Origin of the sequence: Lentzea jiangxiensis (assembly GCF_900104175.1) — a bacterium.
GTDB classification, from domain to species: Bacteria; Actinomycetota; Actinomycetes; order Mycobacteriales; family Pseudonocardiaceae; genus Lentzea; species Lentzea jiangxiensis.
On record NZ_FNIX01000008.1, the window covers coordinates 15,691 to 38,662 of the forward strand.

Annotated in this window: 25 protein-coding genes; 15 read left to right on the forward strand and 10 right to left on the reverse strand. The window is 69.4% G+C overall.

Translation table 11 applies throughout. The features are described from left to right. Positions 1–13: 13 nt before the first annotated feature. Complete coding sequence (locus tag BLQ91_RS21850; RefSeq protein ID WP_143022755.1) at positions 14–310, forward strand: hypothetical protein; 297 nt, start codon at positions 14–16, stop codon at positions 308–310. On the opposite strand, the gene BLQ91_RS21855 is transcribed toward BLQ91_RS21850, so the two are convergent. Beyond that, positions 307–945, reverse strand: coding sequence for a TetR family transcriptional regulator (locus BLQ91_RS21855; protein ID WP_090099254.1), 639 nt, complete (start codon positions 943–945; stop codon positions 307–309). The genes BLQ91_RS21850 and BLQ91_RS21855 overlap by 4 nt on opposite strands. Before the next feature lie 72 nt (positions 946–1,017). On the opposite strand from BLQ91_RS21855, the gene BLQ91_RS21860 reads away from it, so the two are divergent. Genes BLQ91_RS21860 through BLQ91_RS41525 form a run of 3 tightly spaced genes read left to right on the forward strand, consistent with a single transcriptional unit; the run spans position 1,018 to position 2,684 of the window. Beyond that, positions 1,018–2,232, forward strand: a complete 1,215-nt coding sequence (locus BLQ91_RS21860; RefSeq protein WP_090099256.1) for a cytochrome P450 — start codon at positions 1,018–1,020, stop codon at positions 2,230–2,232. Beyond that, entirely contained in the window at positions 2,229–2,423 is a 195-nt protein-coding gene (locus tag BLQ91_RS21865) for a ferredoxin (RefSeq protein ID WP_090099258.1), read from the forward strand. The genes BLQ91_RS21860 and BLQ91_RS21865 overlap by 4 nt, the downstream gene beginning before the upstream one ends. A 3-nt stretch (positions 2,424–2,426) precedes the next feature. Then, positions 2,427–2,684, forward strand: coding sequence for a hypothetical protein (locus tag BLQ91_RS41525; protein ID WP_176959886.1), 258 nt, complete (start codon positions 2,427–2,429; stop codon positions 2,682–2,684). Positions 2,685–2,763: 79 nt separating this feature from the next. On the opposite strand, the gene BLQ91_RS21875 is transcribed toward BLQ91_RS41525, so the two are convergent. From BLQ91_RS21875 to BLQ91_RS21895, 5 genes are all read right to left on the reverse strand, one after another. Continuing rightward, positions 2,764–4,812, reverse strand: coding sequence for a hypothetical protein (locus tag BLQ91_RS21875; protein ID WP_090099260.1), 2,049 nt, complete (start codon positions 4,810–4,812; stop codon positions 2,764–2,766). Then, positions 4,809–5,666 carry a 5'-methylthioadenosine/S-adenosylhomocysteine nucleosidase family protein gene (locus BLQ91_RS21880; RefSeq protein ID WP_090099262.1) on the reverse strand — a complete coding sequence of 286 codons (858 nt, stop codon included), beginning with the start codon at positions 5,664–5,666 and terminating at the stop codon, positions 4,809–4,811. The genes BLQ91_RS21875 and BLQ91_RS21880 overlap by 4 nt, the downstream gene beginning before the upstream one ends. A 321-nt stretch (positions 5,667–5,987) precedes the next feature. Further along, a complete protein-coding gene (locus BLQ91_RS21885) occupies positions 5,988–6,485 on the reverse strand; it encodes an NUDIX domain-containing protein (RefSeq protein ID WP_090099264.1) in 498 nt (165 codons plus the stop codon). A gap of 246 nt (positions 6,486–6,731) precedes the next feature. Continuing rightward, positions 6,732–7,436, reverse strand: coding sequence for an NUDIX hydrolase (locus BLQ91_RS21890; RefSeq protein WP_218130363.1), 705 nt, complete (start codon positions 7,434–7,436; stop codon positions 6,732–6,734). 53 nt (positions 7,437–7,489) lie between these two features. Further along, entirely contained in the window at positions 7,490–8,044 is a 555-nt protein-coding gene (locus BLQ91_RS21895; RefSeq protein WP_090099266.1) for an EF-hand domain-containing protein, read from the reverse strand. Between the two features lie 542 nt (positions 8,045–8,586). On the opposite strand from BLQ91_RS21895, the gene BLQ91_RS41530 reads away from it, so the two are divergent. The 3 genes from BLQ91_RS41530 to BLQ91_RS21905 are packed head-to-tail and all read left to right on the forward strand — an operon-like array spanning position 8,587 to position 11,275. Then, positions 8,587–8,766: a hypothetical protein gene (locus tag BLQ91_RS41530; RefSeq protein WP_176959887.1), complete on the forward strand. Its 180-nt coding sequence runs from the start codon at positions 8,587–8,589 to the stop codon at positions 8,764–8,766. Between the two features lie 8 nt (positions 8,767–8,774). Beyond that, on the forward strand, positions 8,775–10,568 hold the full coding sequence (locus BLQ91_RS21900; protein ID WP_176959888.1) for an albusnodin/ikarugamycin family macrolactam cyclase: 1,794 nt from the start codon (positions 8,775–8,777) through the stop codon (positions 10,566–10,568). Then, positions 10,565–11,275, forward strand: coding sequence for a lasso peptide biosynthesis B2 protein (locus tag BLQ91_RS21905; RefSeq protein ID WP_090099271.1), 711 nt, complete (start codon positions 10,565–10,567; stop codon positions 11,273–11,275). Before BLQ91_RS21900 ends, BLQ91_RS21905 begins: the two co-directional genes overlap by 4 nt. Positions 11,276–11,301: 26 nt before the next feature. Here BLQ91_RS21905 and BLQ91_RS41535 read toward each other — a convergent pair whose 3' ends face one another. Further along, positions 11,302–11,448 (reverse strand): hypothetical protein, encoded by a 147-nt coding sequence (locus BLQ91_RS41535; RefSeq protein ID WP_176959889.1) that lies wholly within the window; start codon positions 11,446–11,448, stop codon positions 11,302–11,304. A 646-nt stretch (positions 11,449–12,094) separates the two neighbouring features. Here BLQ91_RS41535 and BLQ91_RS21910 point away from each other — a divergent pair. The 8 genes from BLQ91_RS21910 (at position 12,095) to map (ending at position 20,482) form a co-directional block, all read left to right on the forward strand. Beyond that, positions 12,095–13,633: a helix-turn-helix domain-containing protein gene (locus BLQ91_RS21910; RefSeq protein WP_090099273.1), complete on the forward strand. Its 1,539-nt coding sequence runs from the start codon at positions 12,095–12,097 to the stop codon at positions 13,631–13,633. Next, a complete protein-coding gene (locus BLQ91_RS21915; RefSeq protein ID WP_218130364.1) occupies positions 13,626–15,011 on the forward strand; it encodes a formylglycine-generating enzyme family protein in 1,386 nt (461 codons plus the stop codon). The genes BLQ91_RS21910 and BLQ91_RS21915 overlap by 8 nt, the downstream gene beginning before the upstream one ends. Further along, positions 15,005–15,292, forward strand: a complete 288-nt coding sequence (locus BLQ91_RS21920) for a MoaD/ThiS family protein (protein ID WP_090099276.1) — start codon at positions 15,005–15,007, stop codon at positions 15,290–15,292. Before BLQ91_RS21915 ends, BLQ91_RS21920 begins: the two co-directional genes overlap by 7 nt. Continuing rightward, on the forward strand, positions 15,285–16,187 hold the full coding sequence (locus tag BLQ91_RS21925) for a class I fructose-bisphosphate aldolase (protein ID WP_245733724.1): 903 nt from the start codon (positions 15,285–15,287) through the stop codon (positions 16,185–16,187). The genes BLQ91_RS21920 and BLQ91_RS21925 overlap by 8 nt, the downstream gene beginning before the upstream one ends. A gap of 14 nt (positions 16,188–16,201) precedes the next feature. Beyond that, entirely contained in the window at positions 16,202–16,870 is a 669-nt protein-coding gene (locus BLQ91_RS21930; RefSeq protein ID WP_245733725.1) for an HAD-IA family hydrolase, read from the forward strand. Continuing rightward, the gene (locus BLQ91_RS21935; protein WP_090099280.1) at positions 16,870–18,231 is read left to right on the forward strand and encodes a glycosyltransferase; all 1,362 of its coding nucleotides are present in this window, start codon (positions 16,870–16,872) and stop codon (positions 18,229–18,231) included. The genes BLQ91_RS21930 and BLQ91_RS21935 overlap by 1 nt, the downstream gene beginning before the upstream one ends. A 141-nt stretch (positions 18,232–18,372) precedes the next feature. Continuing rightward, positions 18,373–19,584 (forward strand): ROK family protein, encoded by a 1,212-nt coding sequence (locus BLQ91_RS21940; protein WP_090099282.1) that lies wholly within the window; start codon positions 18,373–18,375, stop codon positions 19,582–19,584. 73 nt (positions 19,585–19,657) lie between these two features. Then, positions 19,658–20,482 (forward strand): type I methionyl aminopeptidase, encoded by an 825-nt coding sequence (gene map, locus BLQ91_RS21945; RefSeq protein ID WP_090099284.1) that lies wholly within the window; start codon positions 19,658–19,660, stop codon positions 20,480–20,482. Here the strand turns inward: map and BLQ91_RS21950 are convergent. The 3 genes from BLQ91_RS21950 to BLQ91_RS21960 are packed head-to-tail and all read right to left on the reverse strand — an operon-like array spanning position 20,464 to position 22,968. Beyond that, complete coding sequence (locus BLQ91_RS21950; RefSeq protein WP_090099286.1) at positions 20,464–20,880, reverse strand: VOC family protein; 417 nt, start codon at positions 20,878–20,880, stop codon at positions 20,464–20,466. The two genes, map and BLQ91_RS21950, sit on opposite strands and share 19 nt — an antisense overlap. After that, positions 20,877–21,122 (reverse strand): acyl carrier protein, encoded by a 246-nt coding sequence (locus BLQ91_RS21955; protein ID WP_090099288.1) that lies wholly within the window; start codon positions 21,120–21,122, stop codon positions 20,877–20,879. The genes BLQ91_RS21950 and BLQ91_RS21955 overlap by 4 nt, the downstream gene beginning before the upstream one ends. Further along, positions 21,115–22,968, reverse strand: coding sequence for an HAD-IIIC family phosphatase (locus BLQ91_RS21960; protein WP_090099291.1), 1,854 nt, complete (start codon positions 22,966–22,968; stop codon positions 21,115–21,117). The genes BLQ91_RS21955 and BLQ91_RS21960 overlap by 8 nt, the downstream gene beginning before the upstream one ends. Positions 22,969–22,972 lie beyond the last annotated feature (4 nt).

Genomic DNA, 22,972 nt, shown 5'->3' on the forward strand with positions numbered 1-22,972 from the left:
ACCGGAATCGACCGTGGCGTCTCGCCGCACTGGCCGGGTCCGCCACCCCGCAGTCCTGCTCGTGCTCACCGTCGTCGCCCTCCTGACCAACGCGCTGCAGTCGTTCGGCTGGCAGGGCGGCGAATACGCCTACTCGTTCATCTGGATCGCGCTCGGCTCGGCGCTGGCCGGGCTCGTCGTCCTGGTGGCCGCGCCCGCGCCGTGGCGGTCCGCGGGGAAGGACATGGCGATCGCCGGCACCGCCGGGGTGGTTGTCGTGATCACGCTGGTCGTGGCGTTCATCTGGGCGTGGTCGAGCTCCAGCGGTTAGAGCACCTGCGACAGGCCGCGCAGCGCCACAGCGATCTGCTCGCGGTGGCCTTCCAGCGTGTCCCTCGTGACGCCGCCGGCCGCCGCGCGCGCCACGTCGTCCGTGGCGACCTTGAGCACCGCGCTCATGGCGGCGGCCTGCACCCGTACCTCGATGGCGTCCGGGGGCAGACCCGTGCGTTCGGCCAGGACCTCCGCCAGCGTGTCCTCCGCCCGTTCGCGCAGCATGAGGTACGCGGCGCGCAGCGCACGTTCGCCGTGGGTCAGGCGCACCACGGCGAGAACCGCCTCGATGTCCGCGTCGGAGGCCGCGTCCAGCAGCGGCGTGTAAGCCTCGCGCAGGTGGTCGATCAGCTCGAGTTCGCGCGGCCAGGCCCGCACGACCGCGCGGAAGGCGTCGACCATCTTGGTCAGCAGGGGCTCGACGCAGCTCTCCTTGTGCGGGAAGTAGCGCCAGAACGTGCGTTCGGAGACGCCCGCGGCCTGCGCGATCTGCTCGCCCGACGTGGCGGCGACGCCCCGTTCGGCGAACAACGCGACCGCGTGGCGGGAGATGTCGAGGCGTTGACGCTGACGCTGCTCCTCGCTGACCGGCGGCCGACCCCGGCGGGGTTTTTCCGTCGCGACGTCCGTCATCGGGTGATTCAAGCACGCCAGCCCCGCAAATCTTTATTGGCACCATCTGCCATTAAGCGCTACGGTCAGTGCATGAGCATTGACGCAGAGCGCCTGAAGCTGCCGTTTGCCAGGCCGAACGTCCTCGAACTGGCTCCGCTCTACGAGCTGCTGCGACGCGAGGCGCCGATCGCGCCCGTGACGACCCCGGCGGGCGACCCGGCCTGGCTCGTGACCCGGTACGAGGAGGTCAAGCTCCTGCTGGGCGACAAGCGCTTCGGCCGGTCCCACCCGGAACCGGAGAAGGCGTCGCGCGTCTCTACCTCCGCCGTGCAGGACGGGCCGAGCGGCGAGTACGCGACCGAGGAGGCCGACCACACCCGCATGCGGCGGCTGCTGACGCCGGCGTTCTCCGCCAAGCGGATGCGGATGCTGGGCGAGAACATGCAGCGGCTGGTGGACGCCTGCCTGGACTCGTTGATCGCCGAGCACGAGCGGACCGGCGTGGTCGACCTGCACCGCGGCCTCGCGTTCCCGTTGCCCGTAGCCATGATCTGCGGCCTGCTCGGGGTGCCGGAGGAGGACAACGAGCTCTTCGCGTCGCTGTCCGAACGCATGGCGAGCACCGAGATCGGCGAGGAGGCCCACCAGGCCCGCGAGGAGTTCTTCCGGTACATGGTGGGGCTCGTCGAGGGCAAGCGCGGGCAACTCGGCGAAGACGTGATCTCCGACCTCGTGCGCGCGCAGGCCGAAGACCCGTCATTCGACTACGTGGAGATGGTCCGGCTCTGCGTGGGCCTGCTGTTCGCGGGCCACGAGACCACGGTCAACCGCATCGGCCTGGGCGTGCTGTTCCTGCTCACCGAGCGCTCGCGCTGGGACGCCCTCGTCGCCGACCCCGAGGGCCGCGTCGACGCCGTCGTCGAGGAGGTCATGCGCCTCGGTGCCCCCGGCGACCTCGGCCTGCTGCGCTACGCCCGCGAGGACGTCGACATCGCGGGCGTGACGATCCGGGCGGGCGACGCCCTGGTCCTGTCGATCAACGCCGCCAACCGCGACGCGACGGTGTACTCCGAGGCCGAGGAGTTCAACCCCGACCGTCCCGAGAGGACACACCTCGGCTTCGGCCACGGCGCGCACTTCTGCATCGGCGCCTCGCTCGCGCGGACCGAACTGCGCGTCGTGTTCGCCGCGCTCGCGAAGCGACTGCCGGACATGAGGCTCGCCAAGGAACTCGACCAACTGCAGGTACGCGCGACGCTCACCGGAGGCGTCGCGGAACTGCCCGTCACCTGGAGGTCGGCGTGAACATCGTGGTGGACCAGGGCAAGTGCGTCGGGGCCGGGCAGTGCGTGCTCGCCGCGGACGACGTGTTCGACCAGCGCGACGACGACGGGCTCGTCGACCTGCTGGACGCGAACCCGCCGGCGGAGCGGCTGGCCGACGTCCGGCACGCGGCGGCGGTGTGCCCGGCCTCGGCGATCTCCGTGCACTTCTAGGGCGTGTCCACGAAGTACGAGTCGTGCTCGGTGAGGAACGCGGCGCGGGTCGGCCGCCGCGACCTCGCCGAGCCGCCCGAAGTACTCCTCGCGGGGCGCACCGGGCGCGAACAGCAACAACATCTCGGCCGGCGCGTCGGCGTCGTTGCGGAAGGCGTGCAGCCCGCCCTGCGGCACGTGCAGGAAGTCACCCGCCCCCGCCGCGACCCACCGCACGCCGACGTGATCAACGTCGACCTGCTGGAGTTCATCCGGTCCTGAGGACGGACTCTTGTTCCCAGGCGGGAAATCCGGGCACGGTCAGGCCGGGCGCGAGATCGCGCCAAGCCGTTGCGCCTCGTCACTCGTACCAGTCGCGGGACCAGCGCTCGCGGCGTTCCTGCTCCCGGTCGATCCAGTCGCTGCCCTCCGCCGCCACGGCTTCGAGGATCGGCAGCGCGGCGTCGATGCCGGAGGTCTGCAGTGCCACGAGGAACAGCTCCGACTCGTCCTCCAGCAGGGAATCGTTGCTGTTGCGGAAGTTCTCCGCGACGACGGTGATGTCGCGGCCGTTGACGAGGGTCAGGCAGAACCTGCGGCTGCGCAGCCGTTCGACCTCCCTGGCGCCGTCGCCCTCGCCGTGGGTGGCGCGCAGGCCGACCTCGGTGACGCTGGCGGACGCGAGAGCGTCGTAGCGGAAGAGGTTGCGGCGCTCGTTGCGCGCCTCGCCGGTGAGGAAGTTCAGCTCCACCCGCGTCTCCCGGACACCGCTGCGGGTGAGTAGGAAGATCTGCACCTCGTAGTGCGAGTACCGCGGCGGGCCGTGCAGCACCCTGGCGCGCTTCGCGCCGTTCGCGCCCTCCGTCATGACCACGTGCGTCACGAGGTCGTGGGTGGTGAGGTTGTTGCGCCGCACCAGGTCGTTCTTCAGGCACACCTTGTCCAGCGAAAGCCAGCGCGCCATCTCGCTGTCGGACGGCCGGTCGGCCAGCACCCGCACCCATTCCTCGTAGCCCTGCTGCTCCGCGGCGAAGATCTGCTCGTCGTGGGCGCGGGCGAGTGCGCTCATGCGGCTCAGGCCGCGGATCCTGGTCACCGCCTTCACGGCGAAGTAGCAGCCGGGGGCGAGGAAGAGCACCGCGCCCATGCCGCCCGCCGCGACCAGCACGACCATTCCGGCGACGGTGGCGCCGATCCCCACCCGGTGCAGCGCGGTGTCGCGTTCCGGCGATCGCACAGCGGTGTGGAACAACGCGTTGCTGTCCCAGCCCTCCGCGACCTTGCGGGCGTGCCAGCGCGCGAGCCAGCTCACGGCGCCCGCCGGCACCTGCGCGTTGCCGTAGAGGTCCACGAACCGCCGCTTGAGGTGTGCCCGGATGCCCGCCGTGTAGGTGGGCCAGTCCCCGGCGACGTGCGGCCGCGCCTCGGTGAACCGGCTGTCGACGATCCGGTGGACCTCGCGGACGAACGCCGTCGACACCCAGTGGCCCGGCGACCGCGGTTCCGGCTGCTGGGGCGGCGGAGCGACCTGGCTCAGCCGGATCTGGCCCCACATCGTCGCGCCGGCCCGCCAGGCGCCGTGGTGGATCATGAGGACGGCACCGCCGATGATCATCGGCAGGGCGAGCAGGACACCGGGCAGTGACGTGGCCGCGAAGCTGTTGAGCAGGCCGATGAGGGTGGCGGCTCCGCCGAGGAAGACGGGAAGCCAGTCCTTCTGCTCGGGCTTGGTTTCGGCCGCGATGAACGGCCGCGGCGGCGCGGGTTCCGGTTCGAAGAACTTCCAGGCCCGCTGGACGCGGCCGTTCGACATGCGCTGCGCCACGACGCGGTGCGCGTAGACGCCTTCGAGCGCGGCCTGCGTGACGCCGTCCTGAATCGTGGCGAGGTGCTGTGTGATCTCGTCCTGGCGGTCCGGCGGCAGCGAGCCGAACGCGTCGAGGACCTGGTCCAGGTTCTCGCGGGGACGGTGCGCCCCCGCCTCGTCGCGGACGAGGTGCAGCAGGCGCCAGACGACGGTGAACGCCTCCTGCCACGGGTCGTCGGGCAGCGACTGGGCGATCTTGCGCGCGTCGCGGACGTTCTTGAACAGCTCGCCGCCCACCTCGCCGCACGACCGTCCGCTCACGACGGAAAGCGCGTAGTAGTACGCTCTTTCCGAGGTGACGTGGCCTTCCCTGAGCAGGTCGCCGAAGAGCCGCTCGGCCTCTCTCGGCACTCCGGCTGCGAGGAAGTTGCGCGCAACGTCGTTGCGGCGCTCGGGCGGATCGCCCTGGTTGACGTGGTAAATCGCCTCGACGTGGAACGCCGTGTCGCCGTAGTTGACCGCGTTCTGCTGGCCGACCGCGGCTCCTGACGCCGCGATGTTCTGGTTGTCCATGGGCGGCCACGTGCCGTCCGGGTAGCTCATCGGTTCTCCCGAGTGACGTTCATGGTGAAGGCGCCGTGGTTCACGCCGTTCTGCTGGCCGACCGTGGCACCGGCGTGCGCGATGTTGCGGCTCACCGGTGGCCTGGACGCGGTGTGCGACGGGGGATCGGTCTCGTGGACGGCGGCGGCGAGCGCGACGGCGAAGGCCGCGGCGTTGCGCGCCGCCCGCACCTGCCCGCCCTGGCCGTCCGTGACGGACTTGGTGCCGTCGGCGTGGTCGCTGATGCCGCGCACCGTCGCCGTGCCGATCCGTCCGGCCAGATGTGCCGCGAGCGCGAACCCGGCGCTCTCCATCTCGACTGCGACGGCGTCGTTGTAGTTGCGGCGCAGGGCGTTCGCGATCGGCGACGTCGTGGAGTTCAGCACCACGTCCCCTGCGGCGATCGCCTCGAAGTGGACCTCGGGCCTCGGTTCCCCTGCGGACCACGCGCCGGTGCGCCGGATCCGGCGCGCGAGCTGCTCGAGGTCGTGCGAGATCTCCCAGGACCGCGGCCGCACGAGGAACTCCTCGTCCTCGCTCTTGCCACCGTGGTAGGCGTAGACCTTGGTGCCCACCACGACGTCCCCGATCGCGAGCTTCTCCCGCAACCCGCCCGCGATCCCGGTGAAGAGCACGGCCGAGGGCGAGAACTCCGCGATCGCCCGCTCGGTGAGGGTGGCCGCGGCCAGCGTGCCCTGCCCGGTCACCCCGAGCGCGACCTGCCGGTCGGGCCGCCCGGAGAGCGTGCCGACGTCGAACAGCGTGCCTTGGACGTGCCGGTGCTCGCGGACATGCACTAGGTGCTCAAGCACCGCTTCCTGCTCGACCGGCAACGCGGTCAGAATCACGATCATCTTTTCACCTCAACGTAATCCCGTCGTCTGACGGGACGTTGCTACGCGCGACCGAAGGCGCGACTGGAAGGCGGAGGGCGAGTCCGCGACACGGCCTGTTCGTTCCGGGTGGAGCAGTTCTGGTGGCGCGAAACCGGGTGGGAACCGCACCCGGTGCGCGTGGGTCTGGTGCGAGCGGGTCCGGTGTGGCTGAACTCGGCGTGAGCGGGTCCGGCGTGAGGGTCGCATGGCATCGGCCCGCGGCGCGGAGGAGACTAACCCCGGCGCACGTTTCGCGTCAAACCTTTCGTCGAGGATTTCCGACGCGTCTGGATTGGACACTCACAGGCGGCGGAAGTGGACATCTGCCACGGATTCCACGCGGTAGCGAAAGCCGAACCTGCTGACGATCGCGTCCGAGACGATGGCGCGGTGGTCGAACGCGACCTCGGCGGTGACCGCGAAGAAGTCGTCCAGGGTGGTCCAGTGGGCGGCGGCCGCGTCCCCGCCTCGAGTCGGCGCCGGCGCCCCCGGCAGGTAGGCGTGGAAGGCGACGCTCTCGATCGGCCCCCGGGGATCACGGCCCGGGGTCTTGTAGGTGCCGAAGCGTTTCAGGCGGTCTCTTGGGATCGCGATGCCGGTTTCCTCGACCAGCTCCCGGACCGCCGCGTCCGCTGCTCGCTCTCCCGGTTCCACGAACCCGCCTGGGAGGGCCAGGGCGCCTTGGTGCGGAGGGTTTCTCCTCCGCACCAGGAGGATCGACAGGGCGGCTGCCTGCTTGGTGAACAGAACCGTGTCCGCAGTGAGTCTGCCTCTGGGTGGATCCGGGATGACGGGCATGTGGCGAGACTAGGTTATTGTCAGATCGACATCAAGTAGTTTTGCTTTATTCAAAGCCAAATGTCATGACGACACGAAGTGGGCTGACCGAGGGGGCGGCAAAATTCGCCGTGCGGTCGGCCAGTCGTCCCATGCCTCCGGCCAGAACCGTGACGGGCGGGATCTCGGCGTTGACGACACCGTCCGTCGGGCATACCCGGACGGCGCGCCCGAGACGGCGGGTTCCCGCCGGCACGCCGCGGCCCGTCAGGCGGACGCCGGCCTCGGCCGCATCATCGGCGGCGAGAGCGTGGAGGCGCCTCCCGCCCGGTAGAGAGCGGCCGGCCTGCCCGTGGGGCTGGGCCGCTTGGCACCGCTGGGCTCCACGAAGCCCGCCGACTCGGTCACCTTGCGGTGGAAGTTCGGCTTGTCGAGGTCCACACCCCAGACCGCCTCGTACACCTCGCGCAGCTCACCGATGGTGAACTCAGTGTCACAGAAGGCGGTCGCGATGGTGCTGAACTGCAGTTCGGCCCTGGCGAGTTCCAGCGCGTCGGTGAGGATCTGGTCGTGGTCGAACGCCAGGCCCGTGCGTTGCGCCTCGGTGACGGGCAGCCAGTGGGCGGCTTTGGCGTCCGTGCCCGCCGCTGGGCGCGGGAGGTTCGGGGCGATGGCGAGGTACGCGCAGGTCACCACCCTGGGGCGCCTCGGGTCGCGATCCGGGGCCGAGTAGACGCCCACCTGCTGCAGGTGCAGGGTGGCGGCGTCCAGACCCGTCTCCTCCGACAGTTCGCGGGCCGCCGTCTCGTCGAGGCTCTCCTCGCCGCGGAGGAAGCCGCCCGGCAGGGCCAGCCGGCCCGCGAAGGGGTCATTGCCGCGTTCCACCACCAGCACGCAGAGGACGCCGTCCCGGATCGTCAGGATGACGAGGTCGGCTGTTATCGCGACTGTCGGACGGGGGCGGCGGCTCACGGACGGAGACTACAAGGCCGCGAGACGCCGGACCGCCGGTCTCCGCGTGCCGGTCAGGCGCGCTGCAACGCCTTGGGGTACAGCCAACTCCCAGGCGTGTCCTCCGCCGGATTGGTGTAATAGTCGCGCACGGCGGTGATGTACTCGCCGACGCTGATCGCACCATCGCCGTCGGTGTCGAGGTGGGTGAAGGCGATGCGGCACTCATGGGAACTCAGGCCGCGGGCCCTCAGCAAGACCTCGAACTCCCCCGCGTTGACGCGGCCGTCACCGTTGGTGTCCACGAGGTCGAGCAACGACCGAACGACCTCGAGGAAGTCCATGTTGATCGGGCCGCCCTCGACGAACGCCTCGTTCATGGCGTCGCGATACTCCTCCGGACCGATCTTGCCGTCCCGGTCGGTGTCGCAGTGGCCCGCGAGCATCTCCCAGAAGCGGTCGTAGGCCTCGACCAGTTCGCGGCCGCGCTCCGAGGACGCCGGCTCGCCGAACGCCTGCAGCAGCCGGTTGGCGAGCGCGTAGACGTCCGCTAGTTCGATGACGCCGTTGCGGTTGACGTCGTAGTGGGCGAAGGTCGAGTCGATCCTGTGCTGCAGCACCTGCTTCATGACCAGGCACTGTGGTGACGCGGGCCCCGGCGCGCAACGTGCGTCCCACTCAAGGGTGGTGATCTTCAGTCTCCTGATACCGGATCTCGAGCAGGCCGCGACAGCCGGACCACATCTTCAGGCCGAGGCGCGGGGCAGCGCGAAGAGGGAGTACCGCCAGCCAGCGACGTTGATCTTCAATTTGAAGACTTCCCACCTGGCACTACGCCTCCTGAGTCCTGTTGGGACTGACATCGCCGGGGCGGCGGCGGCGGCGGTCATCACTTTGAACGACGGGTCACCCGATCGAGAAGCTCCAACGTTCAAAAAATTAGTACATGATCTTCAAAAAACGTTCCGCCAAACCTGTAACACAACAATGTCCACGCAACGACACAAAGACGTGGTCTTCCCCTCGCGTCCCACCCTCCACTTTGCTAGACTGGCAATCATTGGTGCTAGGATCGATTCAGCATACCCGTTTCGGCCGAATAGCACAGATCTTTCGCGCTCGCCCGGAATTCCTGGAATGCTTTGATTCTGAGCGCGGACGAGGAGTTCCCATGTCACACAGCGATGCCTTCCGCAGTTTCGGATCCGGCCCAAAGAAGGAAAACAGCAACGAGATGAACGGTACGGAATACGTACCGCCGCTGCTCATCGCCCTGGGCGCGATCCGCGAGGTGGTGCTGGGCAATTCCGCCAGCGGCAACGGCGACGCGAACTCGCAGTACTACTGGTAGGCGTTCACGTGACACCTGGAATCATCGGGGTGTTTCCCGCGCGGGCCCGTCCCGCGGCGGTACCCGCCGACGCCGAAGCGGTGTGGCCCGACATACCTCTGTGGACGGTCGGGCAATGGCACGCCGGCGAATTCCGCACTGCCCGCCACAACGACACGGCGGTCATCGTCCTGGGGCAATGCCTGGCGAACGACGACGAGCTGGCGCGTGCCGCTGCCGAGTTCGTTCGGATCGAACACCTGACCACCTGGCCCGGCAGCTACACCGTGGTCGTCGCGAAACCGGACAAGCTGGTCGCGGCCGTCGACCTCGCTGGCCAGTACCCGCTCTACCACCGTCCGACCGAGGGTGGTGTCGTGCTGAGCTCGTTGTTGTCGCGGGTCAACGCGGTCGCCGGTGCCCGGGACGTGCCACACCTCCCCTCGCTGGCCGCGCAGATCTACTTTCCTCACGTCCCGCAGCTCGCGCACGGCCGGTCCGCGCTCGCGGGCGTGGACCAGACGGGTGGCGGCGAGACGCTGCGGATCGGGCTCGACGGGACGCTGCGGACGTCAGCGGCCGTGATCGCGACGCCCGAGCCCTCGTTGCCGCTGGAGACCGCGGCCGGGGAACTGCGCGAGGCGCTCGACCTCGCCATCAGGCTGCGGGTCGAGGCAGGGGCTCGCGTCACCTCGGACTTCAGCGGTGGCCTCGACTCGACGTCACTCGCGTTCCTCGCGGCTCGGCACACACCGCTGCACGTGTTCACCTACCACCACCCCAACGCACCCGCCGGCGACCTGGTGCACGCACGCCGGTTCGCCAGTCTCGACAGCAGGCTGTGGCACGAGGTCGTGACGGGTGACGGGGGCACGCTCACCTACCAGCGGCTCGCGGACCCCGGTGACGTGCCCGACGCCGCCTCCACCGCCTACGCGCGCACGCGGTTGCGACTCGACCGGGTCGCGGCGAGCGGCAGCGAGATCCACCTGACGGGCGAGGGCGCCGACGCGCTGCTCGTGCCTGCCCCGGCCTACCTCGCCGATCTGGCACGGCGCGGTTCCCGGCGGATGCTCGCCCAGCACGTCCTCCGCTCGGGGCGGCACCGGCGGGTGTCCCCCGCCTCGGTGCTGTGCCGCTCGGTCAGGACGGCGGGCACGTCCCTCGCCGGCGCGCTGACCGGGCTCGCCGCCCGCGTCGAACGCGGCGAGCACCACACAGCGAGCTGGCTCGACGCCATCTCGTGGTGTCCGGGGCCCGGCGTCGAGTCGACCTGGATGACCACAGCGACGAGGGGTGACCTGGCCGGGCTGTGCCGGGACGCGGCCGCACGCCGGGGCAGCGTTCCCGACGGGTTCGGCATAGCGGACCTGATCGCGCTCGACGAGGTGCGCACCGCCGGTGCGTTCCACCGACAGCTGATCGACACCGCTCGCGCGCACGGGGTTTGGTCCCACGCGCCGTTCCTCGACCACGCCGTCATCCGCGCGTGCACCCGTGCCAGCGCGTTCCAGCGCGCCGATCCCGAAGGCCTGAAACCACTGCTGCGTCTGGCCATGGCGGACCTGGTTCCACCAGAAGTCCTGCGACGGCGCGAAAAGGGCAACTACATCCGCGAGGACATCCAGGGCCTGGCCGCGAACGTCTCGTCGCTCGCGAAGCTGATCGCCACTTCCCGGGTGGCGGAAGCGGGGCTCGTCGAGCCCTCGGCGGTGATCGACTCGCTGCACCGCGCCGCCGCTGGAGGACCACCGTTGTTTCCCGCGCTCAACCGGCTCCTGGGGGTGGAGTCGTGGTTGCGCGGTTTGGAGGAGTTCCGATGACGAGAACACTGAACATTCCGGAACACGTGCATTCGGCGATCACTGCCGGTGGTAGCACCGTGCTGCTCAACGCGAAAACGGGCCGGTGCTATGCCATCAACCGCACCGCCGATGACCTATGGTCACAACTGCGCGCGTCAGGTGACGTCGGCAATGCTGTCGAGGTGCTCGCAGCACGCAATCCGGCATACGCGACCAGCAGGTTCTCCGACGACTCGAAGGCGCTGGTCCAGTCGTTGATCGAAGAAGGCCTGCTCACGACCGCGCCACCGGGTCCGCAGGCGGGGAAAGCCCTCCTCGCCGCCGGAGAGGAACCGGACTTCGCCGTACCGGCGTTCCGCTTCTCCGCACTGATCGCATTTCTGCTGACCATCGTTCTGGTGCGGTTGCCGTTTCGAATCACATTCACGCTGCTGAGTTGGTCGAGAACTCATTGGTGTTCCCGCCCGGCAGCCGCAAGTCAGGCTTTGTCCGCTACTGTCGCGATCGAGTCGGTGGGACGTTTCTATCCCGGCCGAGTCGCCTGCCTGGAACTGGCCCTGGGGGCAGCGATCGCTCTTGCTTTGCGTCGACGACACCTTTCCCTGGTGATCGGTGTCGCCGACGAACCTTTTCTCTTCCACGCCTGGACGAACGCCGCGGACGGACTGGTCAGCTATCCGCCGGAATCTGACCCGAAAGGATTCCAGCCCATTTACGCGAGCTGATCCGCGCCAGGACACCCAGCGCCCGCCTACCAGCCGATGACGAGCAACTCAGGCGCCATGGGTACGCCGACCGCCCAGGTGGCGAGCACCAGGACGATCAGGTAGATCAGGCGGTACCTCGGCCTGGCGATCATCTCCACGCCCGAACATTCGACACTGAATCTGATGTGCACGGTGAGCCTCCTCATTCGGCCCCGACCAGCTCGGACCGTCTCCCGAGTACGACAGGAGCCAGTGTGCCCACATCCGACTTTCCTCTCAACTCGCTCATCGGCACCTTCACCACGAAGGTCAACTCATCAGGAAATGCAATGCGCCGCGACGAGCTTTCACTTCAGCTGATCTTGTCGTTCATCTTGAAACAAGCGAGCACGAGGCGCCGGGGAGCGGAGTTTGAATCGAACGAGTCGATCACGGCCTACCACATCGACGCAATTTCGGGTCGACGTGTTCGGACACCCTACCGCCACCCACCACGCCTTGATCCGCAGCAGATCTCCGGCCCACTGGAGACACCCGACCAAAACAGGTCCCGACCGATCCCGCGGCGCCGATCAGCTTTAGATCGAAGGACACCCGTACGGCAAGGCACCCCGCAGGCATCACTTCCAAGGAACGGCTCTCCTCAATCGACGATCAATGCTTCGCGGAGGCACACAACGCCAGCCAGGAAAAGATCTTGGAAATTTTCCACATTGTCCTTGTTCTGACCAGTTTTCCGGTCGGAGTTCAAACCTTCGGGCGATCCTTCGAACCCAAAGGGAGAAGTAAGATCAATGGCCCAGCGCTCCGCCGGCGTCCGATGACAGGAGGCCCGTGATGGCTACCGCAGACGATCGGCAAGAGTGGGCCGGGTACTGCGGTCTGCACTGCTCCGACGCCGGTACGGGCCTGTCTCTCGACGTGAGCGGCGCCCGCATGTCCGAGGCGTTCCTGGCCGACATGGCGGGCCCCCTGTCGGAGGCGCTCACCGCGATGGTCGCGCTGGAAGCAGGGACCGAGGCGAATCCCGACGAACACAGGATGGTCGGGCACTACTGGCTGCGCGCGCCCGACCTCGCGCCTTCCGCTGATCTCGGCGCGGGCATCCGGCGGAGCTGGGACCAGGTCGCCACTTTCCTCCCCGTCGCCCGCGAGAGGTACCGCAGCGTCCTGCACATCGGCATCGGCGGGTCGGCGGTCGGCCCTCGGCTGCTCTGCGACGCCTGGCACGATCGCGGCGGTCTCGCCGTGCGGTTCCTCGACAACGCAGATCCTGATGGGATCGACCGAGCGCTGAGAGACCTGCCCGGTGGCCTGGAGCGCACTCTCGTGTCCGTGGTGTCGAAATCCGGCATCACCCCGACGCCGTGGCAGGTGACCCACGAGGTCGAACGCAGGTTCCGCGCCGCGGGCCTCGACTTCGCGGCGCACGCGGTGGCCACCACGGTCCCCGGCAGTGACCTGGCGCAGCACGCCGCACAACACCGGTGGTCGGCTGTGTTCCCGCTGTGGCAGTGGGTCGGCGGCCGGACGTCGGTGACGTCGCTGGTGGGCCTGCTGCCCGCCGCACTGGCCGGCGCGGACACCGAAGCGTTCCTGCTCGGTGCGGCGGCGATGGACCGGTGCACCCGGAACCCGGCGGCCACCGCGAACCCGGCGGCGCTGCTGGCCCTCTCCTGGTACTGGCTCGGCGGGGGCCGCGGCGACCGGACCATGGTGGTCGTGCCGTACCGCGATCGGCTCGCGCTGCTCCCGAGGTGGGTGCAGCAACTGGTGATGGAATCGCTCGGCAAGCGGCTCGACAGATCGGGCCGCGTGGTCCGGCAGGGACTCACCGTCCACGGCCACAAGGGGGTGTCGGACCAGCATTCGTACTTCCAGCAATTGCGGGACGGCCGCGACGACTCGTTCGTCACGCTCATCGGCACCCACCGCGGGGAATCGGGCGAGTCGGCGCTCGCGGACCACCTGTTCTGCGGTCTGCTCGGCACGCTGGAGGCCTTCGCCGAACGCGGCCGGCCCGCACTCGCGATCACGCTGCCCGACTACCGGGAGCACGCGCTGGGCGCGCTGCTGGCGCTGTTCGAACGAGCGGTCGGTCTGTACGCGGAACTGGTGCACGTCAACGCCTACCACCAGCCGGGCGTCGACAAGCACACCGCGCTGCCGCTGCTCTCGTTGCGGCAGAAGGTGCTGGACCACCTCACGGAGTCCGGTGAACCGACGACGGCCGAGGCGCTCGCCGACGCCACCGGGCACCCGCCGGTGACCGTGCACCGGCTGCTGGAACACCTGGCGGCACGCGACCTGGTCCGGCGGGACCCCGGCCGGGGTCCCGCGGACACTCGCTACACCGCGGTGGCCGCCGATGCCTGACCAGACGGCCGTCGCGCTGCCCCCGTCCCTGGTGACCAGGATCGTCGAGTACGTGGTCGACCGCTACCCGGACAAGTCGTTCGGCTACCTGGTCGCGCCGCGCGGCGAATCCCGTCCCCACGACTTCATCGGTTTCGAGGGCAATGTCCGCAACTCGGCGCGCTGGAAGCACGGCTTCGAATCGCGCGGCCAGTACTTCGTCGACCACCCCGACGCGGGGTTCGTCGCCGCCGAGGACGAGTCGTGGCGCGTGCAGAAGATGTTGCAGGAGAACGATCTCCACGAGGTGGCGGTGTTCCACACGCACCGGCGCCACCCCGGCAACTTCTCCGTGATCGACTACGACCTGCACACGAGCAGGTTCGACAGCATGTGGCACCTGATCATCTCGTTGCGCAACCCCGACCAGCCGCAGCTGCGGGCCTTCTCCGCGACCGCGAGGGGAATCCGTGAACTGGCGGTGCACCTCGGTTCCCCGTCCTCCGACGAGCCACTGCCGCCCGACTGGCGGGAAGCGCTCGAACTCGACGAGGCTGGACGGCCGCGCTGCCCGGATTCCCGAACCATCGTCCGTTCTGTCGCCCATCTCGCGGCACGGGCCGACAAGGAGGCGTACGAGGAACTCGTAACGCACGGGCTGTACCGGCACGCGGAGGACCGGTACCAGGAGTTCGTGACGCCATGGCTGGAGGAACTCGCGGGTGGCGTGTTCCAGATGGGGTCGCCGTCTCCGGCCGTGCAGCACTTCTGCGGCGAGACCCCTCGGCACGAGGTCGCGCTGTCGCCGTTCGCACTGTCCAGGGTCCCGGTGACGAACAGGCTCTACACGTTGCTCGTCCCGGACCACGCGTACCCGTCCGCCGAAGCGGAACTCCCGGTCGTCGGGGTGTCCTGGTACGACGCGGTGCTGTTCGCCGGGTGGGTCGGCTGCCGCCTGCCCACCGAGGCCGAGTGGGAGTTCGCCTGTGGCGCCGGATCGGCGCACGACTGGTGCTGTGCCGCGGAGGTGCTGCCCGCCCACTCGTGGTGCAGCGACAACGCCGGCGGGCGACGGCATCCCGTCGGCACGCGCGCACCCAACGCGTGGGGCCTCTACGACATGCACGGCAACGTGTGGGAGTGGTGCGCCGACACGTACTTCCCCGACTTCTACTCGTGGTCGCCGAGGCGCGATCCGTTCGCGCACAACGGGGGCCTGAACCTGGCCGCGACGGAGCACAAGGTGTCCAGGGGTGGCGGGTACCTCGCGCTGCCCGAGATGTGCCGCACGCGGTTCCGCCTGCACGACCCCGCCGGCTACTCGGCGCCGGACCTCGGCTTCCGGCTGGCCCGCGGCCCCCGTCCCGTCCGAGAAGGTGAGGACAACGTCCCATGGTGACCATGACACTCGCGGCCTCGCTCGCCACCTACCTGTCCGACGGGGCGGGATCCCCCGGCCACCGCTCGCTCACACTCGACGCTGAGACCTGGCCGGAGACCGTCCGCGAGATACGGCAGCGACATCAGAGACTCGGCCACCACCTCTTCGAGGAGTCCGGCCGCCTGCGCTCGGGTTTCCTGGTCGCGGTGAACGACGAGGTGAGCCGGCGCCCGGAGGGCCCGACGCACCTGCGCTCCGGCGACCACGTGTACCTCTTCGTGCAGATCGCGGGTGGCTGACGTGGTGGTGTCACTGGAGGACCGCGGTCTGAGCACCGGCAAGCTCACCCGGTTGCGGCGCATGCTGCACCTGCACGGCGCGCAGGACGGCACCGTGCTGCTGTTGCCCTACGACCACGGCCTGGAACACGGTCCCCGCGATTTCGCGGCGAACCCGAGATCCGGCGATCCGGCCTACGTGCTCGACCTCGCCGTCGAAGGCGGGTTCAACGGGGTCGTGTTCCAGATCGGGCACGCCCGCCGGTACTACGGGGCCGTGGCCGGGCGGATCCCGCTCGTGGTGAAGCTGAACGGCAAGACCGAGATACCTCCGGACGACGAGCCGCTGTCCCCGCTCAACGCCACCGTCGAGGAAGCGGTGTCCCTGGGCGCCGATGCCGTGGGGTACACCCTCTACGTCGGATCTCCGCGCCAAAGCGAGGACTTCGCCGCCTTCCGGCGGGTACGGGAGGACTGCGAGCGCTTCGGCATGCCGTTGATCGTCTGGGCTTATCCGCGCGGTTCGGCGATCACCCGCAGGGGTGGCAGGGACTCGTTCTACGCCGTCGACTACGCCGCCAGGGTCGCGGCGGAACTCGGCGCGGACGTCGTGAAGGTCAACTGGCCGTCGGCGGAGCACTCCCCGCTCGTGCCGGAGGAGTACCGGCGTGAGGTACCGCCGCAGGAGCAACTCCCCCGCGTCGTCGCGTCCGCGTGCCGTGCGCTGGTGCTGCTCTCCGGCGGAGACCACACCGACGGCGACGTACTGGCCGAGCGCGCTCGCGCGGCCTGCGACGCTGGCGCGCTCGGACTGATCTTCGGCCGCAACTTCCTCAAGCGCGAGCGTGCTGACGCCCTCGCGCTCGCGAACCGCCTCCACAAGGTGCTCTCCGAATCACTCACCCCGGCTCCATGATGGGTAGTTCTCCGATGTCGCAATCAGTCGAGATGTCCGCCGCGGCCGTCCTCTTCGACCTGGACGGGGTGCTGGTCTTCTCCTCCGCCTCGGTCCACAGATCCTGGACGGCGTGGGCGCACTCGCACGGGATCGACCCGGTCGCGGTGCTCGCCGCCGCCTCCGGCACCCGTTCGGTGGACACGATCCGCCAAGTCGCGCCGCACCTCGACGCCGAGGCAGAGGCGACGCGCCTCGAGGCGGGGCAGGCGCTCGACACCTCGGACGTGACGGCGGGCCCCGGTGCGGCCGCACTGCTGGAGTCGTTGGCGCAGCACGAATGGGCCATCGTCACCTCCGGCTCCGAACCGCTCGCCAGGGCCCGGCTGCGAGCCGCGGGCCTGCCGGAGCCGAAGGTGTTCGTAACGGCCGAGCAGGTGTCCGCCGGCAAACCCGACCCCGCGGGCTACCTGCTCGCGGCCGGTCTGCTCGGCGCACCGCCGCAGAGGTGCGTCGTGATCGAGGACGCAGCGGCAGGCATCGCCGCCGGGCGCAGTGCGGGCATGCGGGTCATCGGGCTGGGCGGCGGTGAGTCGGAGCACCTCGCCGAGGCCGACGTGGTCGCCGGGGCGTGCGCGGACCTGGAAGTCCTGCGCGAACCCGGCCGAGGCCTGATCATCCGGACGACCGAAGGAGATGTCTGATGATCACTCAGTCCCAGCAGGCCCAGCCCGCGCACCCGGTGTTCCCGGTCGAGGTCGGCACGAGCCCGCACCCGCAGGTCTTCGGGCTCCGGCGTGCCGCGGAGAGACTGGCCCGCAAGCTCGGCCCCAGGCGCATCTGGCACGTCAACAGCACCCCGGCCGGTGGAGGCGTCGCCGAACTGCTGTGGTCGTCGATCGCCCGGCAGCAGTCGCTCGGGCTTCCGGTCGGCTGGTTGATCGCGGACGCCGAACCGGAGTTCTTCCAGCTGACGAAGCGGATCCACCACGGTCTGCACAACCGGTGCGCCGCGGAGTTCACCGCCGAGGACGCCCGGCTCTACCGCGACGTCACCGCGCGGTCAGCCAAGCAGCTGCTCGAGTACGTCCGCCCCGGCGACGTGGTGCTGCTGCACGACCCGCAGACCGCGGGAATTGCGCCGCACCTGCTCGACGCCGGCGTGAAGGTGGTGTGGCGCTCCCACATCGGCACCACTGAACGGGGCGCCGCCGTCGCCGCGGCGTGGAACTTCCTCCGGCCCTACGTCGAGGTGATCCCGACGTGCGTCTTCACCATCGCCGGTTTCGCTCCGGCGTACCTGTCACCCGCCCAGGTCACCGCGGTCACCCCGTCGATCGACCCCGAGGCCCCGAAGAACCGGGACCTGTCACCGCAGCAGTGCCGTGAGCTGCTGCGGCGGGCGGGCCTCACCGGTGCCCCGGACGAAGCGGTCGGCTACGCCGTGCAGGACCAGCCGCTGCCCGCCGACGCCCCGGTCGTCACCCAGGTCTCGCGGTGGGACCCGCTCAAGGACATGACCGGGGTGCTGCGCAGTTTCGCCGAACACGTCCCGACGGGACATCTCCTGCTGGCCGGTCCCGATCCCGCCGACATTCCCGACGATCCTGAGGGTGCCGGAATTTTCGCGGAAGTGTGCCGGATGAGGGAGTCCTTGCCCCCGGATGTCCGACGCAGGGTGCATCTGTGCGTGCTCACGCTGGCCGATCAGACCACCAACGCACTGGTCATCAATGCCATTCAGCGGAGTTCTACGATTATTGTCCAGAAAAGCCTTGAAGAGGGGTTCGGCCTCACCGTCACCGAGGCGATGTGGAAATCCCGGCCGATCGTGGCGACCTCCGTGGGCGGGCTCACGGCCCAGCTGGTCGACGGCAGCAGCGGTCTGCTGGTCGACCCCACGGACTCCTTGGCGTTCGCCAGTTCGGTGAACTCCTTGCTGGCCGACGAGACGCGCGCCGCGCGCCTCGGGGCCGCCGCGCACGACCGGTGCCGTGATCGATTCCTGGTCGATCGCGAACTCGGCGACTACCTGAACCTGTACCGAACCGCTCTCGACGGATAGCCCTCCTATTCCACTCGAAGTGCGCCCGACGATCGGATCCGAGCCTGTCCTCCTCCATTCCGGTGCTATTTCTTCAATTTGAAGGAAACCGTGTTAATATCGATCTTCTCAGTTTTGGGTGTTCAGGCGGGATGAGGCGGCATGATCGAGGCGCGTGAACTTCTCGGACCGGCGAGTGGCGCGCGCGACGCAAACCGCAAGCGAATGCTGGTCGAGATCATGGTGAAAGCCGACAGGCAGTCCCGCATCGCCTACCGCAGCGGTCTGTCGCAGGCCTCGGTCTCCACCGCCGTGCAGGAACTGGTCGCGGAGCAGGTCCTGGAGATCGACCGGACCCAGGACAAGGTCAGGGGCCGGACCACGCCGGTGCGCCTGGCCCCGACGCGCGGCGTCGCCATCGGTGTCGACATCAGCCACGACCACGTCGTCGTGGTAGCCAGACGCGTCGATCAGCGCCACGACAAGTTCTCGGTCCAGCAACGCGGCGACGGTGCCAACCGGGGGCTTTCGCGGCTCCTGCCGATGATCAAGTCGATGATCGGCGAGGCCGTGGAGGAGACCGGCCAGACACTCGACGACGTGGTGGCGGCCGGCCTCTCGGTCCCCCGGATGATCGACCCCCGCACCGGCCGGTTCACCACGCCCGTGCTCCTCCCCTGGCACGACTACGACCGGCCCGCGGAAGACCTGACCGAGCACCTGGGCGTGCGCGTCGCGATCGACAACGACGCCAACCTCGGCGCGATGGCCGAGCAGATTTACGGCATGGACGAACCGGCCGAGACCGTCGTCTACGTCAAGGCCACCAACGGTGTCGGTGTCGGCATCATGATCGGCGACAAGCTCTACCGGGGCCACCGCGGCATGGCGGGGGAGATCGGTCATCTCACGATCGATCGCAACGGCGACGTGTGCGAGTGCGGCGGCCGCGGCTGCCTGGACACCATCGTGGGTTCCGAGTCCTTGGTGGCGGAGGTGCGCAGGTCGCACCGGGGCAGCACGACCGACAACCCGGTGACCCTGCAGTCCCTGATCGAGAAAGCCCACGCCAGGGACGCGGTGTGCACCCGCGTGCTGCAGGACGCCGGACGCACGCTCGGCATCGCGCTCGCGCAACTGTGCAACCTGCTCAACCCGAGGCTCATCGTGCTGGGCGGAGAACTCGCGACCGGCAAGGACCTGCTCCTGGGACCGTGCATGCAGGAACTGCGGCGGTACGCGCTGGGCGGAGCGGTCAACGACCGCGAGGGGTTCACACTGCGACTGAGCCAGCTCAGCCCGTACAGCGAGGCGCAGGGCGCCCTGATCCTCGGGTTGCGCGCTCGCAAGGTGGAGGAGTTCGTGGCGGACTGACTAGGGCGCCCGTTCGGCGGCACACCCCAGGCGGCGGTATAGTTATACCGGCACCCGCTGATGGAGGAACACGTTGATCGAGCTCAAGTCCCCCGCCGAGATCGAGCGCATGCACGTCACCGGTCAGTTCATCGGGGAGGTGCTCGACGAGCTCTCCTCCCAGGCCGCCGTGGGGGTGAACCTCCTCGACCTCGAGCACCACGCCCGCCACATGCTGGAGGAGCGCGGCGCGGTGTCCTGCTACTGGGACTACTCGCCGTCGTTCGGCCGCGGCCCGTTCCGCAACGTCACGTGCCTCGCGGTCAACGACGCGGTGCTGCACGGCCTGCCGAAGAGCTACGTGCTGCAGGACGGCGACGTGCTGACGATGGACATCGCGGTGCTCATCGACGGCTGGGCGGCCGACTCGGCCATGACGGTCATCGTCGGCACGCCCCGCGAGGAGGACCTGCGCCTGGTCAGGGCCACCGAGGTGGCGCTGGCGGCCGCGATCGAGGCCGCGCGGCCCGGCAACCGCATCGGGGACATCTCGGCGGCGATCGGCGAGGTCTGCACCGAGCTCGGCTACACGCCGAACCTGGAGTTCGGCGGCCACGGCATCGGCCGCACGATGCACGAGGCGCCGCACGTGTCGAACAACGGCCGCCGCCGTCACGGCATGAAGCTCAAGCCCGGCCTGACCATCGCCATCGAACCGTGGCTCGCGGCCACGACGGACAAGATCATCTACGACGAGGACGGCTGGACGCTGCGCTCGGCGGACGGCTCGCGCACCGCCCACTCCGAGCACACCGTCGCGATCACCGAGGACGGACCGCTCGTGCTGACCCGCCGCAAGAGCGAGAGGCCCCAGGCGGTGCCCGAGGCCTCCCAGCCGACTCAGGCGCGGTTGCCGTAGTCCACGAGCTCGACCAGCAGCCCCGTCGCCGGCCCGAGGTGCGCGAACGCCACCCGCAGGCCGGGCCGTCCGCCCTGGCAGGGCTTCTCGTCGACGAGGACCGCGCCGCGGTCCTGCAACGCCAGCAGGTCCGCGTCGATGTCGTCGACCTCGAACGCCACGTGGTTGAGGCCCGGCCCCAGCCGCGCGAGGTGCCCGTGCACGGCGGCGTCGGGGCGCACCGGAGCCACGAGCTCGATCGAGGTCGTGTCACCGGGGCACTGCCAGAACGAGGTGGCCACGCCGTAGGCGTTCACGTCGTCGGCGTAGGTGTTCTTCATGTCCATCAGGCCGAGGCCGGTTCCGGCGGCGGCGAGGTCGCCGGTGACGACACCGACGTGGTCGATGCGCAGGATCATCCCGACTTCTCCTGAGCGGTCGCCACGGCGGCGACGAGGCCGCCGACGTCCTTGATGGCGAAGTACTCCTGCAGGTCGAGGCGCACCGCGAACTTCTGCTCGATGCCGGTGAGCAGGCGCAGCGCGTCGTAGCTCGTCCAGTTGCCGAGCGCCTCGAACCGCGCGTCGGCCGAGATGTCCTCGGCCGGCAGGTCCGTCACCTGACCGACGAGGTCGACCACGTCGACGAAAACCTCAGACATCGGCGGACTCCCTTTCCACGACGAGTGTGGTCCACTCGGGACCGATCTGCGGCCGCGGCAGCAGCGGCAGGGTGAAGCGGCCTTCCGACACCCGCTCGAACCCGGCGTCCGGGTAGAACGCGGCGGCGGCCTTGTTGCGGTCGGTGGCCCTGAAGTCGGCCTCCAGCCGCACGGCACCCGCCGAGAGGGCCCGGTCGGCCAGGTGCTGGACGACGGTGTGCTCGACGCCGCGGGTGAAGACGCGGCAGCTCATCACGAAGTTCTCGACGAGCCAGTGGTCGTCGTGCTTCGACACCCAGACGCCGCCGACGATCCCCTCGGCGCCGAACCGGTCCGCGACCTCGAAGACCAGCACGACGTGGTCGCCGGACGCGGCCATCTCCCGCGTGCGGGCCTCCGCGTGGGAGGTGCCGATCATGTTGAACTGGTTGGTGCGCTGCCCGAGCTGCACGAGTCGCGGCAGGCTGAACTCGTCGGCTTCCCGCACCGACACGGTGATCTCCAGGCCGCGCAGGTAGTCCTGCACCGAGCTGAACGAGTCGGCGAACTCGGTGCGTTCGGCGCGCGCCTTGTAGAGCCCGGTGCGCTCGCGGTCGGTCGCCGTGGTCGTCAGCACGTCGAAGGAACCGGTGCGCTGCAACGCCGTCACGTGGTCGGCCGGGTCGCCGTCGAGGTGCACCACGGTGACCTCGGGGATCGAGCCGCGGACGAGCTGGGTCTCGAACGTGCTGTCGTCGGCGAAGACGAAGCTGTCGAGGCCGAGGTTGAGCTGGGCCGCGAGCCCGCGGATGTTGTGGTCCTTGGGCTGCCAGTTGACCGCGCGGGCCGCGATGTCGGCCGGGCGGATCACCAGGTCCGGGTGGTCGTTCAGGACCTCGTCGACGATCGCGGCCTCGTTCTTGCTGGCCAGCGCGAGAACCACGCCCTGCTTGCGCAGCTGCACGGCACGGCGCTGCATCTCGCGGAACGCGTTGCCGGGGTACATCGAGCCGATCTGGATGCCGCTCGGGCCGTCGTCGCCGACGACGCCACCCCACAGCGTGTTGTCCAGGTCGAGCACGAGGACCTTCTTGGCCAGGCCGAGGAACGCGCGGCAGAAGTGCGCGGCCTCGGTGGCGTAGACCTGCTCGACCTCGGGCGTCCAGGCGGCGCTCGCGAACCGGTAGAGCCGCTCGTCGCGCAGCCGGGCCGGCGCGTCGACCAGGTACGCCTCCAGGTCCAGGGCGTGCACCTGGTCGCGGCGCAGCGCCATGCCGAGCAGGTCGCTGTTCAGCTCGCGCCACGCGCGGCCCAGCGCCGCCCTGCCGTCGAACGCCACGACACCGCGCATCTCGACCGGTGACAGCGGCACGGTGTGCACGAGGACCGCGCTGCCGGAGCGTTCGGTGAAGGCGCCGACGAGGTTGTCGAACATGCCCCAACGGCCGCGAACGGCGCTCTCGAACGCCGCCGCGTCGTCCCACTCCGCCGGGACGAACCAGTCGTCGTGCAGCAGGCAGAGCGTCACCTGCGGATTGAACGCCGCGAGCGGCGAGTCCGGGCTGCTGAGGTCGACGGCCAGCTGGTCGAAGCCGGACACGTGGATCTCCGGCGCGATCCCCCTGCCCAGCAGCGCGACCCGCAGCAGCGGTGCCACGCCGGACGCGGTGAAGGTGCCGGTGATCGCGACCTTCAGCGGCCTGAGCGTGCCGAGCAGCTCCGCGGGTACCTTGCCGAGCAGCCGGCCTGCCTCCAGCAACGCCGGGAGGTCGGTCAGCGCGGCCAGGTCGCCGAGCAGGGCCGGGTCCGCCTCGGCGCCGGGTGTGGTCAGCCGGCGGATCCGCGCCAGCACTTCCTTGGTCTCCATCGTG